Origin of the sequence: Billgrantia aerodenitrificans (genome assembly GCF_021404405.1) — a bacterium.
GTDB classification, from domain to species: Bacteria; Pseudomonadota; Gammaproteobacteria; order Pseudomonadales; family Halomonadaceae; genus Halomonas; species Halomonas aerodenitrificans.
The window spans coordinates 1-14,751 of record NZ_JABFTV010000019.1 but is presented as its reverse complement, the minus strand read 5'-3'; the positions used below and the strand labels follow the sequence as shown (position 1 = coordinate 14,751).

Annotated in this window: 16 protein-coding genes; 7 read left to right on the top strand and 9 right to left on the bottom strand. The window is 66.9% G+C overall.

Annotated elements, in window-relative coordinates:
• Nucleotides 1-73: 73 nt before the first annotated feature.
• Nucleotides 74-2,422 (bottom strand): AsmA family protein, encoded by a 2,349-nt coding sequence (locus HOP59_RS22740; RefSeq protein WP_010627435.1) that lies wholly within the window; start codon nt 2,420-2,422, stop codon nt 74-76.
• Nucleotides 2,423-2,436: 14 nt separating this feature from the next.
• Nucleotides 2,437-2,874: an acetyl-CoA sensor PanZ family protein gene (locus tag HOP59_RS22735; protein WP_010627434.1), complete on the bottom strand. Its 438-nt coding sequence runs from the start codon at nt 2,872-2,874 to the stop codon at nt 2,437-2,439.
• A gap of 184 nt (nt 2,875-3,058) precedes the next feature.
• Between HOP59_RS22735 and hisB the strand changes: the two genes are divergently transcribed.
• The 5 genes from hisB (at nt 3,059) to HOP59_RS22710 (ending at nt 6,499) form a co-directional block, all read left to right on the top strand.
• Entirely contained in the window at nt 3,059-3,652 is a 594-nt protein-coding gene (gene hisB / locus HOP59_RS22730) for an imidazoleglycerol-phosphate dehydratase HisB (protein WP_010627433.1), read from the top strand.
• 30 nt (nt 3,653-3,682) lie between these two features.
• The gene (gene hisH / locus HOP59_RS22725) at nt 3,683-4,324 is read left to right on the top strand and encodes an imidazole glycerol phosphate synthase subunit HisH (protein ID WP_010627432.1); all 642 of its coding nucleotides are present in this window, start codon (nt 3,683-3,685) and stop codon (nt 4,322-4,324) included.
• Nucleotides 4,325-4,414: 90 nt separating this feature from the next.
• Entirely contained in the window at nt 4,415-5,167 is a 753-nt protein-coding gene (hisA, locus tag HOP59_RS22720) for a 1-(5-phosphoribosyl)-5-[(5-phosphoribosylamino)methylideneamino]imidazole-4-carboxamide isomerase (RefSeq protein WP_010627431.1), read from the top strand.
• Between the two features lies 1 nt (nt 5,168).
• A complete protein-coding gene (gene hisF / locus HOP59_RS22715; RefSeq protein ID WP_010627430.1) occupies nt 5,169-5,942 on the top strand; it encodes an imidazole glycerol phosphate synthase subunit HisF in 774 nt (257 codons plus the stop codon).
• 20 nt (nt 5,943-5,962) lie between these two features.
• Nucleotides 5,963-6,499: a hypothetical protein gene (locus HOP59_RS22710; RefSeq protein WP_010627429.1), complete on the top strand. Its 537-nt coding sequence runs from the start codon at nt 5,963-5,965 to the stop codon at nt 6,497-6,499.
• Between the two features lie 60 nt (nt 6,500-6,559).
• Here the strand turns inward: HOP59_RS22710 and HOP59_RS22705 are convergent, their stop codons facing one another.
• Nucleotides 6,560-7,150, bottom strand: coding sequence for a YjaG family protein (locus tag HOP59_RS22705; RefSeq protein WP_010627428.1), 591 nt, complete (start codon nt 7,148-7,150; stop codon nt 6,560-6,562).
• Between the two features lie 52 nt (nt 7,151-7,202).
• The gene (locus tag HOP59_RS22700; protein WP_010627427.1) at nt 7,203-7,496 is read right to left on the bottom strand and encodes an MGMT family protein; all 294 of its coding nucleotides are present in this window, start codon (nt 7,494-7,496) and stop codon (nt 7,203-7,205) included.
• Between the two features lie 48 nt (nt 7,497-7,544).
• On the opposite strand from HOP59_RS22700, the gene HOP59_RS22695 reads away from it, so the two are divergent.
• On the top strand, nt 7,545-8,240 hold the full coding sequence (locus tag HOP59_RS22695; RefSeq protein WP_010627426.1) for a type 1 glutamine amidotransferase: 696 nt from the start codon (nt 7,545-7,547) through the stop codon (nt 8,238-8,240).
• A gap of 6 nt (nt 8,241-8,246) precedes the next feature.
• On the opposite strand, the gene mnmH is transcribed toward HOP59_RS22695, so the two are convergent.
• The 5 genes from mnmH to HOP59_RS22670 form a co-directional block, all read right to left on the bottom strand.
• Complete coding sequence (mnmH, locus tag HOP59_RS22690) at nt 8,247-9,371, bottom strand: tRNA 2-selenouridine(34) synthase MnmH (RefSeq protein ID WP_010627425.1); 1,125 nt, start codon at nt 9,369-9,371, stop codon at nt 8,247-8,249.
• Complete coding sequence (gene selD / locus HOP59_RS22685; protein ID WP_010627424.1) at nt 9,368-10,405, bottom strand: selenide, water dikinase SelD; 1,038 nt, start codon at nt 10,403-10,405, stop codon at nt 9,368-9,370. Before selD ends, mnmH begins: the two co-directional genes overlap by 4 nt.
• 54 nt (nt 10,406-10,459) lie before the next feature.
• Nucleotides 10,460-11,836 carry a DNA repair protein RadA gene (radA, locus tag HOP59_RS22680; RefSeq protein ID WP_010627423.1) on the bottom strand — a complete coding sequence of 459 codons (1,377 nt, stop codon included), beginning with the start codon at nt 11,834-11,836 and terminating at the stop codon, nt 10,460-10,462.
• Between the two features lie 100 nt (nt 11,837-11,936).
• Entirely contained in the window at nt 11,937-12,383 is a 447-nt protein-coding gene (locus tag HOP59_RS22675; protein WP_010627422.1) for a copper resistance protein NlpE N-terminal domain-containing protein, read from the bottom strand.
• Between the two features lie 114 nt (nt 12,384-12,497).
• Nucleotides 12,498-13,394, bottom strand: coding sequence for an AEC family transporter (locus tag HOP59_RS22670; protein WP_010627421.1), 897 nt, complete (start codon nt 13,392-13,394; stop codon nt 12,498-12,500).
• A gap of 115 nt (nt 13,395-13,509) precedes the next feature.
• Here HOP59_RS22670 and hisC point away from each other — a divergent pair, with 115 nt between their 5' ends.
• Nucleotides 13,510-14,565 (top strand): histidinol-phosphate transaminase, encoded by a 1,056-nt coding sequence (gene hisC / locus HOP59_RS22665; protein WP_010627420.1) that lies wholly within the window; start codon nt 13,510-13,512, stop codon nt 14,563-14,565.
• The last annotated feature ends 186 nt before the right edge of the window (nt 14,566-14,751 follow it).

The window sequence follows — 14,751 nt, the reverse complement described above, 5'->3', positions numbered from 1 at the left end:
AAATGCATGGTGAAAAATGCATGGCGAAAAAAAGCGCCGACTGGGAGTCGGCGCAGGGACTGGCTTTGGGTCGTCAGTTCAACAGACCACGCAAGGCGTCACGAAGTTCCCGACCGCCCTCTTCGCCGAGACGTTCTTCGAGACGCTCCAGCGGTCGCTCAAGACGACGCTCCAGTTCCTCTCTGGCGCGACCGGACACTTCGTCGCGCAGCAGCTCGGCCAGGGTGACCTGGAAGGCCTCGCGGTCGAAGCTGCACCAATCACCGCTGTCGCCCGAGAGTTCACCGCTGCAGCGCACCGGCAACGGCACGCGTTCCAGACGCGGGTTGACCGGACAGGCGGCATCGGCACCGTCAACGAAGCGTGCGGCGGCGCGCAGGTCGAAGCGCTCGCTGGTCAGATCGAGCTCGCCCGTCCCGCTCATGTCGATGCCCGGAATCGTTACCAGGATATCGTCACTCTGCACGACTCCGTCCGAGATGCGCAGGCGGGCTTCGGCGCGGTCGAAGCGCGTATCGGCACTCCAGTCCCGCGTAGTCTCGCGGCCTTCGACCATGGCGGCCAGCGAGCACAGCTCCTGTGACACGTTGACGTCGAGCACGGCCCCTTCGTCGATGCGCCCCTCCAGACGTCCGTTGAGATTGCGCTTGAGTGCCGGCCAGGTGTTGGCGCGGGTTTCGAGTTCGCCGCCGAGGGTCAGCCGGCCGCGCAGCGGTGCCGGTGAGTCGTCGTTGGACAGCGCCTCGAGCAGTGGTGCCAGACGCACCCGCGACAGCGATGGGCGCAGCTGCCACAGGATCGGCTCACGCCTGAGGTCGAGCCCGCCGCTCGCACTCAGCTCGCCGTCGTAGAACACGGAGCTGAAGCGCTCGAGACGCTGCTGGCCGTCGGCACCCGCCAGGACCAGCGACACTTCGGTGAAGTCGAGCCCGGAGAGACGCAGCTGCGCCAGGTCGAGCGCCCCGTTCAAGGTCAGCTGGGCCAGCCACTCGGCGGGAACCAGCGTTGCGGTGTCGTCGGCATGCGCCTTGCGGATCCCCAGCAGGCCGGAGCGGGAGGCACTCTGTCCCGTGGGTTCGGCAGGCGGCAGGTAGCCGTCCAGGTTGAGGCGATCGCCCTGCAGCTCGAAGTCCAGCAGCTGCCCCGAGAGGCCCGCGGCCAAGCGCCCGGTGAAGGTGCTGCCATCCAGCACCAGGGTCAGCCCCGGCAGCTCGAGGCGCTCGAGATTGCCGCGCACGGGGCTGGTCAATGCCACGTCGGAGAGCGCCTGAGGATTGGCCATGGCCGGCATCTGGTTCATACGCTCGAGCCACGGGCGCAGCGAGAAGGGCGCCAGGCTGACCTGGCCGCTGTAGCTGGGCGACTGGTCGAGGCCCGCCAGGTTGAGGTGCCCGCTCAGGCGCAGATCGTCGGGCCCGGTGAGCTGCAGGTCGCGCAGCTGCGCGGTGCTCTCCGCCAGGTCGGCATCCAGCGCCATGGTCAGCGACAGGGGCAGCGCGCGCTCGCCCAGGGTGGGGTGCCGCAGCCCGGCGTCCAGACGGCCCTCCTGGAGCTGCAGGCGCTGCTGAGACAGGTCGAGCACGAGCTGCTGGCCGCTCAGGTCTAGCTGCTGACGGTGCTCGGCGCCTGCCAGCCGGCTCAGGGTAGTCAACCGCATGCCTTCGAGCACGTAACGGCGCTCGGCGAGAGCGAGGCGCATCCGCCCTTCCAGCGAGACCTCGCTCGCCAGTGCCGGGCTACGCTCCAGCTCCCGCCAATCCAGTGCGGGATACGACCTGACCTGGAAGGAGGACTTGAGCGGGAAGGCGCGCTGGGGATTGACGTTGGTGCCGGAAACGTTGATCTCGTCGACCAGCCACTCCGAGCCGGCGGCCAGGTCGCGATAGATTGCCGCGCCGTTGCGCACCTGGACGCTGGCGATATTGAGCGCCACGACCAGATTGCTGCCCTCGAGGCTAGGCCCGGCACTAGCCGGCGCCAGCGCCGATTCGGCACCTTCGCGGCGCTCATCGAGCCGCTGCAGCAGGGTTTCCCAATTGCCGCGCCCCTCTTCATCGCGCACCAGGCGCAGTTGCATGCCTTCCAGCGTCAAGCCTTCGATGGCGATCTCGCCGCGCAGCAGCGGGGCGAAGGCGAGACTGACCTCGCCGTGGGCGAAGGCCACGAACGGCGGTTCGTCGTTGCTCTGCTCCGGCAAACGGCCTTGCGCCTGCTCCACGCTCACACCAAGGCGCGGGTAGAACGACCAGGTGAGCGGCCCATCCAGGGTCAGTTCGAGGCCGCTCTGTTCACGCACCACCTCGATCAGCCGCGGCTTGAAGTCTTCCGGGTCGAGAAAGGTGGTGACATAGACCACGGCAGCCACCACCACTACCCCGAGGACGCCGATGGCGGCCAGCAGCGTCTGTAACAATCGCTTCATGTGTTACCGCCTCCTTACAGCGGTGGGGCCAATTCGTAATAGTCGCCGGTGGCATGCAAACGATACCCCAGGCGGTTGAGCAACAGTTGGTCGGCGACGGGCAGTCGCGATGATGGCGCCCGCAGCTCGCGGCCCTCGCTACGCGCCGCATCGCTGACCAGGGCGAGGAGTCGCGTACCGACCCCGCGCCGCCGGGTGGCCTTGCGCACGCACAGCTCCGACAGCCACCACGCCTGCTCGTCGGCGATCACCGCCACGGCGCCCAGCAGCCGGTCGTTGAAGCGGGCGCAGCCGAAGAAATGGCCGGCTTCGAGATGTTCGCGAATGAAGGTGTCCACCGGCACGCTGAGCCGTTCGACCGGCGCGTCCGTATAGATTCGCTGCAGATCGAGCTGCACCTGGCGGTCCGAGCGCCAGACACTGTTGTCGACGAGGTGAAGCGTTACCGGCATGGCGGTCTCCCTGGCCGCGGCTCGGGCCGCCGCTGTGATGGGCGCATTGTAGCGGATGGGCGGGGCGATTCTCTATAATGGACGGCCCATGACGGCAAGCCCAGCGACTTGCCCGCCCGGAAGCCGACTGCAGGCACGCCGGGCCCACACCATGCGACGCGCCAGAGCGCGAGAGAGACCCGACATGTCCGAGCGAATCGCCACGGTAACCCGTGACACCAAGGAAACCCAGATCACGGTGACCGTGAACCTCGATGGCGAGGGCCGGCTGAACTGCGAGACCGGCGTTCCCTTCCTCGACCACATGCTCGATCAGGTGGCTCGCCACGGTCTGATCGACCTCGACATCAAGGCGGTGGGCGATCTGCACATCGACGATCACCATACCGTCGAGGACCTCGGCATCACCCTCGGCCAGGCCTTCGATCAGGCCATTGGCGACAAGCGCGGCATCCACCGCTACGGCCACGCCTACGTGCCGCTGGACGAGGCGCTATCGCGAGTCGTGATAGACTTCTCCGGTCGCCCCGGGCTGTTCATGGACGTCGAGTTCACCCGCGCCAGCATCGGCCGCCTCGACACCCAGCTGTTCTGGGAGTTCTTCCAGGGCTTCGTCAACCATGCCCGGGTCACGCTGCATATCGACAACCTGAAGGGCTTCAATGCTCATCACCAGGCGGAGACCATCTTCAAGGCCTTCGGCCGCGCGCTGCGCATGGCCGTTGAGCCGGACCCGCGCATGGCCGGCCAGATGCCGTCCACCAAGGGCTGCCTGTAACGCAGACGACCGAACCTGAGAGGAGCCTTCATGACCATTGCCGTCATCGATTACGGAATGGGCAATCTACATTCGGTTGCCAAGGCGCTCGAGCATGTGACCCATGAGCACGTGGTCATCACCCGCGACCCGCGGCGCATTCAGGGTGCCACCCGCCTGGTGCTGCCCGGCCAGGGAGCGATCCGCGATTGCATGGGCGAGCTCGAGCGCACCGAGCTGCGCGGTCTGGTGCAGGAGCTGCTGGCCAATCAGAGCAAGCCGCTGCTGGGGATCTGCGTCGGTCAGCAGATGCTGCTCGATCATAGCGAGGAGAGCGGCGGCATCCCCTGCCTGGGCTTTCTCTCCGGCGAGGTGAAGCGCTTCCCCCTCGACATGGTCGACGAGCGCGGTCAACGCCTCAAGGTGCCTCATATGGGCTGGAACCTGGTGCATCAGCATCACGAGCATCCGCTGTGGCAAGGCATCGACCAGGACGAGCACTTCTACTTCGTGCACAGCTACTACGTGGCAGCGGGGGACGACGCCTGCGTGCTCGGCACCACCCGTTACGGCCGCATCGATGCTCATGTGGCCATCGGTCGCGATGCCACCTTCGCCGTGCAGTTTCACCCGGAGAAGAGCTCCCGGGCCGGGCTCAAGCTGCTGGAAAATTTTGTCAACTGGGCGCCCTAAACCGCGCCTGGTCAACTGGGCACCGTGAGCCGCGCCCAGGCCGAGCCGCGATGACAACCCGGTGCGCACGCGCACCCGAGAGGACATGACATGCTGGTAATTCCCGCCATCGATCTCAAGGACGGCAAGTGCGTCCGTCTCAAGCAGGGCCGGATGGACGACGCCACCACCTACGGCGACGACCCGGTGGCCATGGCGGCGCGCTGGGTCGAGGCCGGCGCCCGCCGCCTGCACCTGGTCGATCTCAACGGCGCCTTCGAGGGCAAGCCGGTCAACGGCGAGGCGGTGACCGCCATCGCCCGGCGCTGGCCCTCGCTGCCCATTCAGATCGGCGGCGGCATCCGCAGCGCCGAGACCATCGAGCACTATCTGGCCGCCGGGGTCTCCTACGTCATCATCGGCACCAAGGCGGTCAAGGAGCCGGATTTCGTCGGCGAGATGTGCCGCGCCTTTCCCGATCACGTGATCGTCGGCCTGGACGCCCGTGACGGCTTCGTCGCCACCGACGGCTGGGCCGAGGTCTCCCAGGTCAAGGCAGTGGACCTGGCCAAGCGCTTCGCCGACGACGGCGTCTCCAGTATCGTCTACACCGACATCGCCCGAGACGGCATGATGAACGGCGTCAACGTCGAGGCCACCGCCGAGCTGGCCCGCGAAGGCGGCCTGCCGGTAATCGCTTCCGGCGGGGTGACCAATCTCGACGACCTGCGCGCGCTGGTCGCCGCAGGCGAGCCGGGCATTCTCGGCGCCATCACCGGCCGCGCCATCTACGAAGGCACCCTGGACGTCGCTGCTGGTCAACAGCTGTGCGACGAACTCACCGGTAACCGGGCGGGAGGCTGACATGAGCCTGGCCAAGCGCATCATACCCTGTCTCGACGTCGACGCCGGACGCGTGGTCAAGGGCGTCAACTTCATCGGCATCCGCGACGCCGGCGATCCGGTAGAGATCGCCCAGCGCTACAACCTGCAGGGCGCCGACGAGATCACCTTTCTCGACATCACCGCCAGCCACGAGGACCGCGACACCACGGTGGAGATGGTCGAACGCATCGCCGGCGAGGTATTCATCCCGCTGACCGTGGGCGGCGGCATCCGCACCTGTGACGACATCCGCACCATGCTCAACGCCGGTGCCGACAAGGTCTCGATCAACACCGCGGCGGTAACCAACCCCGACTTCGTGCGCGAGGCCGCCGAGCGCTTCGGCAGCCAGTGCATCGTGGTGGCCATCGACGCCAAGCGGGTCTCGGCTGAGGGCGAAACGCCGCGCTGGGAGATCTTCACCCACGGCGGTCGCCGCCCCACCGGGCTGGACGCCGTGGAGTGGGCTAAAAAGATGGTGGAATACGGCGCCGGCGAGCTGCTCTTGACCAGCATGGACCGCGACGGCACCAAGGCCGGCTTCGACCTGGGCGTGACCCGGGCCATCAGCGACGCCGTGACGGTACCGGTGATCGCCTCCGGCGGCGTCGGCAACCTCGACCACCTGGTAGACGGCGTGATCGAGGGCGGTGCCGACGCGGTACTGGCCGCCAGCATCTTCCACTTCGGCGAGTACACCATCCCCGAGGCCAAGCGCTACATGGCCGAGCGCGGTATCGAGATGCGTCTGTGAAGCGAACGAGGAGCGCGAGCGTGCGGTATTCATGGAAGAGTTACTGTCGGGCCATCAGGGCGCTTGCCCTGGCCCCGCTCTTGGCTCTGCTGGCGGCACCGACCGCGCTTGCCGCGGAGCGGCAGCCGATCTGGCCGCCGGTGTTCGAAGTGGAGCACGTGCTGCTGCAGACCAGCCTCTACACGCGCCACTTCAATCCGCAGCCGGAGCACAACAACACCCAGGAGCTGATCAGCCTCGAGCTGCACAATCCGCAGCGCTGGCTGGTGGGCGGCGCGCGCTTCCTCAACTCCTTCGATCAGGAAGCCATCTACCTCTACGCCGGCCGCGAGTTCCCCTTCTGGCAGCCGAGCGACAACGTAACCGTTCGCGCCAAGCTCACCGCCGGGCTGCTGCACGGCTATCGCGGCGAATATCAGGACAACATCCCGTTCAACCGCTACGGCACCGCCCCGGCCGCCTTGCCCAGCTTGGGGGTGCAGTGGGGACGCTTCGAGACCGACCTGATCGTGTTCGGCACCGCCGGGGCGATGATCATCGGCGGTATCCGCTTCTAGACACAGCCTTGGCTGGACGAAGCCTGGCGAAACGGGCGCCGACGCCCGCTTCGCCCTCCATCACTCCAGCGCCAGCCCGAGATTGCTCACGCCGTCGTTGCGCCCCAGTTGGCGCAGTGCCTTGAGCGAGTCCCGCTCGAGCGGGCCTTCCGCCGCCTCCAGCACCGCATCCTGAAAGTCGTTCTCGTCGGCCATGAGTGGGTGCTCACGTACCAGCTTGGCCAGCTTGCTGGCGTCCTCCTCCCCTTCGGTCAGCTCGACGAAGGCACGCACGCCGCCCTTGGAGATACGGCTGACCTCGAGCACGGCTTCGGGGGAATCGCCTCGCAGCGTATCGAACAGCGAGGATAGCGCCACGACCACCTCCACCGCACGCCGGGCACCGAAGCTGTCGTCGTCCTCCGGCGGTTCGAGCTCGGCCAGCTTCTCGGCCTGGCGCTCGAAATCGATCCGCGCCTCGCGTACGGCGAGCTGCTCCCACACCAGATCGAGCATAACGCGCAGGGCGGCCGGATTGCCGGCTCCCGTCATCTGGGCATAGAGCGAATAGTTGGGCAGCATCCGCTCGCACAGTGCCGCCATGAAGGCCTGTTGCTGACGCGGCGAGAGTGCCTGCAGTCGCTCATGGAAGCCCCCTTTTGGCTGGCTCATGGATTCTCCTCGTGATTCGAAGGTCAGAAGAAAGGATGGGGATGCGCACGGCTCACGGCCACATGACCTCGGGCGGCACGCGTCCCCGGCTATCGAAGAGCACGCCCTCGGCGACCAATCGCTCGCGCTGTTCGATAGCGCCGGGATGCTCGGCCACCCGGCGCGATGCGGTGATCACGCGAAACCACGGCAGCCCATGGTCGTCGGGCAGCTCGCGCAACGCCCGGGCGACGAGGCGCGGCGTGCCGCCCTCGGTCATGGCGGCAATACGACCGTAGGTAGTCACCCGCCCTGGCGGTATGGCGGCCATAATGGTCAGAATCTGTTCCCGCAGCGCCGGTTTCATGTACGCTCCGCTCCCTGCTTCGTGTCACCCTTCAACGGCGAGGATTCCATGCACCTGCACCTGCTTCAACACAGCCCGTACCACGGTCCGGGCCGCATCGCCGACTGGCTGTCCAGCATGGGGCACAGCCACACCGTTTTCCATCTCTACGACGGCGAGACCCCACCCAGCCTGGCCGATGGCGATGCGCTGATATTGCTCGACGGCCCGATGCATGTTCTCGACGACGCCCAGCACTCCTGGCTCAAGCGCGAGCGCAAGCTGATCGCCCGCGCACTGGACGGCAACAAGCCGTTGCTCGGCATCGGCCTGGGTGCCCGGATGATCGCCGCCGAGCTCGGCGCCACGGTGGGCCGCGGCACCTTCGCCGAGGTGGGCTGGCACGAGGTGACCCTGGCCCCCGAGAGCCCCTTCGACCTGCCGGAGCGTTTCACCGCCTTCATGTGGCATCGCGACGTCTTCGCCCTGCCCGACGAGGCGCTGCCGCTGGGCGGGAGCTCCGGCAGCCCGGTGCAAGGCTTCGCCTGGGATGCCGGACGAGCGCTGGGCCTGCTCTGCCACCTTGAGGTCACACGCTCAGGGGTCGACGTGCTGCTCGCCAAGGGGGAAAGGCCGGAAGGCAGCGACGCCAGCCCCCATGCTCAGCCCGACGAAGCCATTCTTGCCGACGACCGGCGCTTCGATCGCCTGGCTCCGCTGCTCGACCGCCTGCTCAGCCAATGGATTCGCAGCGCCCCGGCATGAGGCGTCTCATGCCGGCTGCGGCTGCGTATCGAGCTGCCGCGCGTGCTCCTGCGACCAGGCTCTCGCCGCCGCCAGGCAGCTGTCCCAATCGCCGACATGCAGGAAGCGCTCGGCATTGCGCTTCTCCAACTGGTAGCGGTACATGGGGTCGTAGTATTCGGTGAGCAGCGGCGCCAGCCAGGCCTCGTGGGCCTGGCGGTTGCCGCGCTCATGCTCACGGAAGGCAAGCTGCTGCAGCCGCTGCAAACGCGCTAACCGGGCATGGCCCAGGCGCTTTTTCAGCCGGGCCAGCGCACTGGAGAGCTGCTTGCGCATCAGCGTCCAGCCCAGCCACTCGCCGAACTGCTGGCGGTAGATCGCCCACAGATCGTCGATGTAATCCTTGTGAATCTGCGCCAGGCGCCAATCAAGGGGCATCTCCACCCGCACCCGGGGAGCGACCTCCATCGCCCGCCAGAAGGTGAGCGGCACGTTGGCCGTGCCGATATGGCGAGATTCGTCCTCCACCACCAGCGGTCCGGGAAGCGCCAGCAGGCGCAGCCCCATGGCGTGTTCGAAGTCGATCTGACTGGGCGCCGGCAAGGGGTGGCGACCGAAGGCCGAGCCCTTGTGGCGGGCGCAGCCCTCCAAATCGAGCCCGGTGTCCAGCTGCTGCACCAGCGCGGTCTTGGCGCAGCCGGTGAGCCCGCCCACCACCAGCAGCGGCTGTGCCGCCGCGGCATCGATACGCGCGCACAGCGCCTGACGCATCGCCTTCCAGCCGCCACGGATACGTGGCCGCTCTACACCGGCCTCGGCCAGCCACAGCTGTGCGATCTGCGAGCGCAGCCCACCGCGATAGCAGTAGATGATCGCCTCGGGATGGGCCTCGACCGTGCGCTGCCAGGCCGCGATGCGCGCCTGGCGAATACCGCCGCTGACCAGCCGCTGGCCCAGCGCGATGGCGGCCTGCTGGCCACGCTGCTTGTACTCGATGCCAACCTGATGCCGCTCCTCGTCGTCCATCAGCGGCAGGTTGATCGCCCCGGGCAACCCGCCCTGGGCGAACTCCACCGGCGCCCGCACGTCGATCAGCGGCACGCCCTGGCGCAACAGAGAGAGATCAGCATCGGCCAGCGGCAGCTCCTTCACCCCAGCACCTCGATCAGGGCCTCTCCTTCGGCCTTGGCCACCTCGCCGAAGGGCACCAGCTCGATACCATGCTCACGTCCGATGCGCTCGACGTCGTCCTGCCAGGAGGGGTGCACGGAAATCAGCAGGCCGCCGGAGGTCTGCGGGTCGCACAGCCACTGCCAATGCGGCTCGTCCATCTCCTTGAGCGCCGCGCCCAGCGCCTTGCGATTGCGCAGGGTGCCGCCAGGCACCGCGCCGCGGCGACGATAGGCCTCGGCCTCGGCCAGCCGCGGCAAACGGCGGAAGTCGATGCGCGCCGCCACGCCGCTGGCCTGGCACACCTCGGTGAGATGGCCGGCCAGGCCGAACCCCGTGACGTCGGTCATGGCGTTCACCCCCTTCACCCGGGCCAGCGCCATGCCGATATGGTTGGGCTGCAGCATGGTTTCCCGGGCCAGATTCTGATGGCCCGACTCCAGCAGCCCCTGCTTCTCGGCGGTGGTGAGAAAACCCACGCCCAGCGGCTTGGTCAGGTATAACAGGTCGCCCACCTGGGCACCCTTGTTGAGCTTGAGGTGTTCGAGATCGACCAGGCCGTTGACCGCCAGGCCGAAGATAGGCTCCGGCGAGTCGATGGAGTGTCCGCCGGCCAGCGCCAGCCCGAGTTCGCGGCAGACGCCTTGGGCGCCTGCCACCACGTCACCGGCGATCTCCGGCCCCAGCTTGTCCAGCGGCCAGCCGAGGATGCCCAGCGCCATGACCGGCTTGCCGCCCATGGCATAGACGTCGCTGATGGCATTGGTGGCGGCAATACGGCCGAAGTCGAAGGGGTCGTCGACGATGGGCATGAAGAAGTCGGTGGTGGCGATCATGCCGCGGCCGTCGCCGAGGTCATAGACGGCCGCATCCTCGCGGCCCTGATTGCCTACGATCAGTCGCGAATGGGTTGCCCCCGGGCCGGCCTTGGCCAGGATGCCGTCGAGTACGTCGGGGGCTATCTTGCAGCCACAGCCAGCGCCGTGGCTGTACTGGGTGAGTCGAATCGCGCTCATCTCGTTCTCCTTGGCAGTTCACTTCTCATTCTACCGCAGCGGCGCTTGCTTGCCTCACAGCGCCTCGAGGGCATCGGTCAGCTTGTCCACGGCTACCACCTCCATCCCCTCCGGGGCGCGCTTGGGTGCATTGGCCCGCGGCACGATGGCCCGGGTGAAGCCGTGCTTGGCCGCCTCCACGATGCGCTCCTGGCCGCTGGGCACGGGGCGAATCTCGCCGGAAAGCCCCACCTCGCCGAAGGCCACCAGCTCGCGCGGCAGGGAGCGATTCTGCAGGCTCGACACCACGGCGAGCAGCACCGCCAGGTCGGCGCTGGTCTCCAGCACCTTGACCCCGCCGACCACGTTGAGGAACACGTCCTGATCGCCGGTGAACAGCCCGCCATGGCGATGCAGCACCGCCAGCAGCATGGCCAGGCGATTCTGGTCGAGGCCCACAGCGACCCGCCGCGGATTACCCAGCGCCGACTCGTCGAGCAGTGCCTGCACCTCCACCAGCAGCGGCCGGGTACCTTCCCATACCACCATCACCAGGCTGCCGGCGGCCTGCTCCTCGCTGCGGGAAAGGAAGATGGCGCTGGGGTTCTTCACCTCCTTGAGCCCGTGTTCGAGCATGGCGAACACCCCCAGCTCGTTGACCGCGCCGAAGCGGTTCTTCTGCCCGCGCAGGGTGCGGAAGCGTGAGTCGGCACCGCCTTCGAGCAGCAGCGAAGCATCGATCATGTGCTCCAGCACCTTGGGCCCGGCCAGGGTGCCGTCCTTGGTCACGTGCCCCACCAGCAGCAGTACGGTGTTGGACTGCTTGGCGAAGCGGGTGAGCACCGCGGCGGACTCCCGCACCTGGGCCACGCCGCCGGGCGCCGAGGCGATATCCTCCAGGTGCATTGTCTGGATCGAGTCGATCACCAGGATCTCGGGGCGCTCGCGCTCGGCCACCGCCAGCACCGTCTCGACGCTGGTCTCGGCCAGCATCTTCAGCCCCTGGGTGGGCAGCTGCAGGCGGTGGGCGCGCATCGCCACCTGGGAGAGCGACTCCTCGCCGGTGACGTACAGCACCCGGCGCGCCTGGGCCAGCTTACAGGCGGTCTGCAGCAGCAGGGTCGACTTGCCGGCGCCGGGGTGACCGCCCAGCAGTACCGCCGAGCCCGGCACCAGGCCGCCGCCCAGCACCCGGTCGAACTCGCCGAAGGTAGAGGAGAGCCGCGGCACCTCGGTGAGATCGACGCTGCCGAGATCGACCACCTCCTTCGACAGGCCGCCAGCATAGCCCGTGCGCCCGGCCCCGCCGGTGGCGGCCGCCCCCGGGCGGGCGGCTGCCAGGCGTACCTCGCTGAGGGTGTTCCACTCCAGGCAGCTGGAACACTGACCCTGCCACTTACGGTACTCCGCACCGCACTCGGTGCAGACGAAGGCGCTCTTCGCTTTGGCCATGTGGGCCTCTCCCCGCTTCTTCGACCCCCTGGGCCGCTGGACGTATCAGACGCGCGAAGGCGGCCCGCAGGCCGCCTTCGCTGATGCCCGCAACGCGAACTTACATGCGCTGCAGTTGCAGGGCTTCGTTGTTCTGGAAGCGACGACGCTGAGGGTCGATCAGTTCCAGGGTCTGGTCATCGACACGCAGGAAGTAATAGATCTGGCCTTCGCCATCCGGTGTCAGCTCATACACTGTGGCATCGGGGTCGACCGCGGTGCCGCTGAGCACTTCCCAGTTGCCGGCATACTCTTCATCGGGCGGATCCTGGGGGTGTTCGCGATAGCTGGCGCGCAGGTCGAAGGTTCTCTCCTCCAGTGACGCCTGTTCGCTGCCACGCAGGTTCACCGTCAGGTCGATGCCCGCGCAGTTGCGGCAGGGCAGCGTTCCTTGATATGCCACGGCATCGTCCATTGCCACATCGGCACGATCGTCAACCGCAGGGGCTGCACAACCGGCCAGGAAGGCCAGCATGGCCGAGCCAGCCAGCAGGGTCCTTACTTGCATTTGCTCACTCCTAACCTATGGGTTTGTCGCCTTGTAGGGTGTGTCATCATATGTGACAGCATAACCCTTAAGAGCGCTCGCAGACAGTCTCGGCTTTTAGACTGAAGCCACGGCTCACGCCGCTCCCGGATAAACATGCAGGAACACCAGTGCCAACACGATGGGCATCACCACCAGGCTGCCCAGGTTGCCGATCAACACCAACGAGGCGACCTTTTGCGGCTCCTGTCGGTACTGCTCGGCCACCAGATAATTGAGCACCGCTGGCGGCAGCGCCGCAAACACCCACAGCACCGCGGCCTGCAGGCCTGTCAACTCCAGCCACAGGATCATGGGCAGCGCCAGGATAAGGCCGGAGAGCGGACACAGCACTGCCCCCAGCATGCCGGTCTTCCAGTCGCGAAAGTCGATGTCGAGCATGCGTACCCCGAGTGCGAACAGCATCAGCGGAATGCACACGCCGCCCAGCATGTGCAGCGCCTCGAGCAGCCAGCCCGGCAGCGGCACCCCGCCCAGGTTCACCCCCAGCCCCGCCAGACTGGCCAGTACGATGGGCATGCGCAGCAGCCGCCACAGCGGCGTGCGCGGACTCAGCATGTAGAGGCCTACCGAGAAGTGCAGCAGCATCTCGACGATGAACACCACCACCGCGGCGGGCAGCGCCGCCTCGCCGAAGGCCAGCACCAGCAGCGGAACCCCCATGTTGCCGGAGTTGTTGAACATCATCGGCGGCAAGAAGGTCTTGGGTTCGAGCCTGAGCAGCTTGACCAACGGCCACAGCACCAGCCCCGAGCCCAGCACCACCACCGCAGCCGCCAACGCCAGGCCGGCATACTCCTCCAGCGGCGCCTGCCCGTCGGCCAGCACGGCAAACACCAGCATGGGGACGAAAATCTCCATGTTGAGCGTATTGAGGCTACGGATGTCAGGCGTGCGGAAGCGGCCATACAGCGTGCCGCAACCGGCAATCAGGAAAACCGGCAGCAGCGTGGCGATGATCTGGGCGGTCATTAGGGGTTCCAGGATCCAGACGAAAGCGCCTAGGCTAGCATGCTGTCGGCTTGCGCGGTCAGGCCGCAGCGGTCAACATTGGCCTAAAGTTCGCCCCTATGAGAAACGAGACACCATGAGCCAGTTCTGGAGCCCGGCGGTACGCGAGTTGACGCCCTACGTCCCGGGCGAGCAGCCGCGCGAGAAACTGATCAAGCTGAATACCAACGAGAACCCCTACCCACCGGCGCCCGGCGTCGAGGCGGCGCTGCGCGAATACCCCGTCGACCATCTGCGCCTCTATCCCGACCCGCAGTCTCTCGCTCTGCGTCAGGCGCTTGCTCGCGAGCATGGCGTCGCGGTGGAACAGGTGTTCGTCGGCAACGGCTCCGATGAAGTGCTGGCCCTGGCCTTTCAGGCCTTCTTCTGTCACGAGCGTCCGCTCGAGATGCCCGACATCACCTACAGCTTCTACCCGGTCTACTGCAAGCTGTACGGCATCGAGCGGCGCAGCCTGCCCCTGGACGAACAGTGGCGGGTCGATCTCGACGCCTTCACTGCCGACAGCGGCGGCGCCATCTTCGCCAACCCCAACGCTCCCACGGCCCATGGTCATCCCCGCGATGCCATTGCCGGCCTGCTCGAGCGCCTTACCGATCAGGTAGTACTGGTCGACGAAGCCTACGTCGACTTCGGTGGCGAGAGCGTGGTGCCCCTGACCGAGCGCTTCCCCAATCTCCTGGTCACCGGCACCTTCTCCAAGTCCCGTAGCCTGGCCGGCCTGCGCCTGGGCTATGCCATCGGTTCAAGCGAGCTGATCGAAGGGCTGGTACGGGTCAAGGACTCCTTCAACTCCTATCCCATCGACAGCCTGGCAAGCGCGCTTGCCATTGCCTCGCTCGAGGACCGGGAGCATTTCGATGCCTGCCGTGAGCGCGTCGTCACTACCCGCGAGCGCACCGTCAGGCGCCTTGGCGACCTGGGCTTCGAAGTGCTGCCCTCCCAGGCCAACTTCGTGCTGACGCGTCACCCCGAGCACGACGCCGCGCAACTCTTCGTCGGCCTACGCGAGCGGGGCATTCTGGTACGTCACTTCAACACCGAAGCCCTACGCGACTTCCTGCGCATCTCGATCGGCACCGATGACGAAATGGACAGCCTGATCGAAGCCTTCGAACTGCTCTGCCGCTGAGCCATCCTACGGGCGCCGCCAGGCGCCCGCTTCGCATAGTGAATCGCCAGACAAAGAAAAACCCCGAGCTCGGGGTTTTGGGGATAGCTGGTGGCCAGAAACGGCGAAACCCCGACCAGTTGGCCGGGGTTTCTGAAGAAGTGCCTGACGATGACCTACTCTCGCATGGGGAGGCCCCACACTACC

Bases quoted from the DNA above. Each gene is read 5' to 3' on its own strand.
- hisB (WP_010627433.1), top strand. From the start codon at position 3,059: ATGTCCGAGCGAATCGCCACGGTAACCCGTGACACCAAGGAAACCCAG.
- hisF (WP_010627430.1), top strand. From the start codon at position 5,169: ATGAGCCTGGCCAAGCGCATCATACCCTGTCTCGACGTCGACGCCGGA.
- radA (WP_010627423.1), bottom strand. From the start codon at position 11,836: ATGGCCAAAGCGAAGAGCGCCTTCGTCTGCACCGAGTGCGGTGCGGAG.
- HOP59_RS22705 (WP_010627428.1), bottom strand. From the start codon at position 7,150: ATGAGCCAGCCAAAAGGGGGCTTCCATGAGCGACTGCAGGCACTCTCG.
- hisA (WP_010627431.1), top strand. From the start codon at position 4,415: ATGCTGGTAATTCCCGCCATCGATCTCAAGGACGGCAAGTGCGTCCGT.
- HOP59_RS22670 (WP_010627421.1), bottom strand. From the start codon at position 13,394: ATGACCGCCCAGATCATCGCCACGCTGCTGCCGGTTTTCCTGATTGCC.
- selD (WP_010627424.1), bottom strand. From the start codon at position 10,405: ATGAGCGCGATTCGACTCACCCAGTACAGCCACGGCGCTGGCTGTGGC.
- HOP59_RS22740 (WP_010627435.1), bottom strand. From the start codon at position 2,422: ATGAAGCGATTGTTACAGACGCTGCTGGCCGCCATCGGCGTCCTCGGG.
- hisH (WP_010627432.1), top strand. From the start codon at position 3,683: ATGACCATTGCCGTCATCGATTACGGAATGGGCAATCTACATTCGGTT.
- HOP59_RS22735 (WP_010627434.1), bottom strand. From the start codon at position 2,874: ATGCCGGTAACGCTTCACCTCGTCGACAACAGTGTCTGGCGCTCGGAC.
- HOP59_RS22695 (WP_010627426.1), top strand. From the start codon at position 7,545: ATGCACCTGCACCTGCTTCAACACAGCCCGTACCACGGTCCGGGCCGC.
- hisC (WP_010627420.1), top strand. From the start codon at position 13,510: ATGAGCCAGTTCTGGAGCCCGGCGGTACGCGAGTTGACGCCCTACGTC.
- HOP59_RS22675 (WP_010627422.1), bottom strand. From the start codon at position 12,383: ATGCAAGTAAGGACCCTGCTGGCTGGCTCGGCCATGCTGGCCTTCCTG.
- HOP59_RS22700 (WP_010627427.1), bottom strand. From the start codon at position 7,496: ATGAAACCGGCGCTGCGGGAACAGATTCTGACCATTATGGCCGCCATA.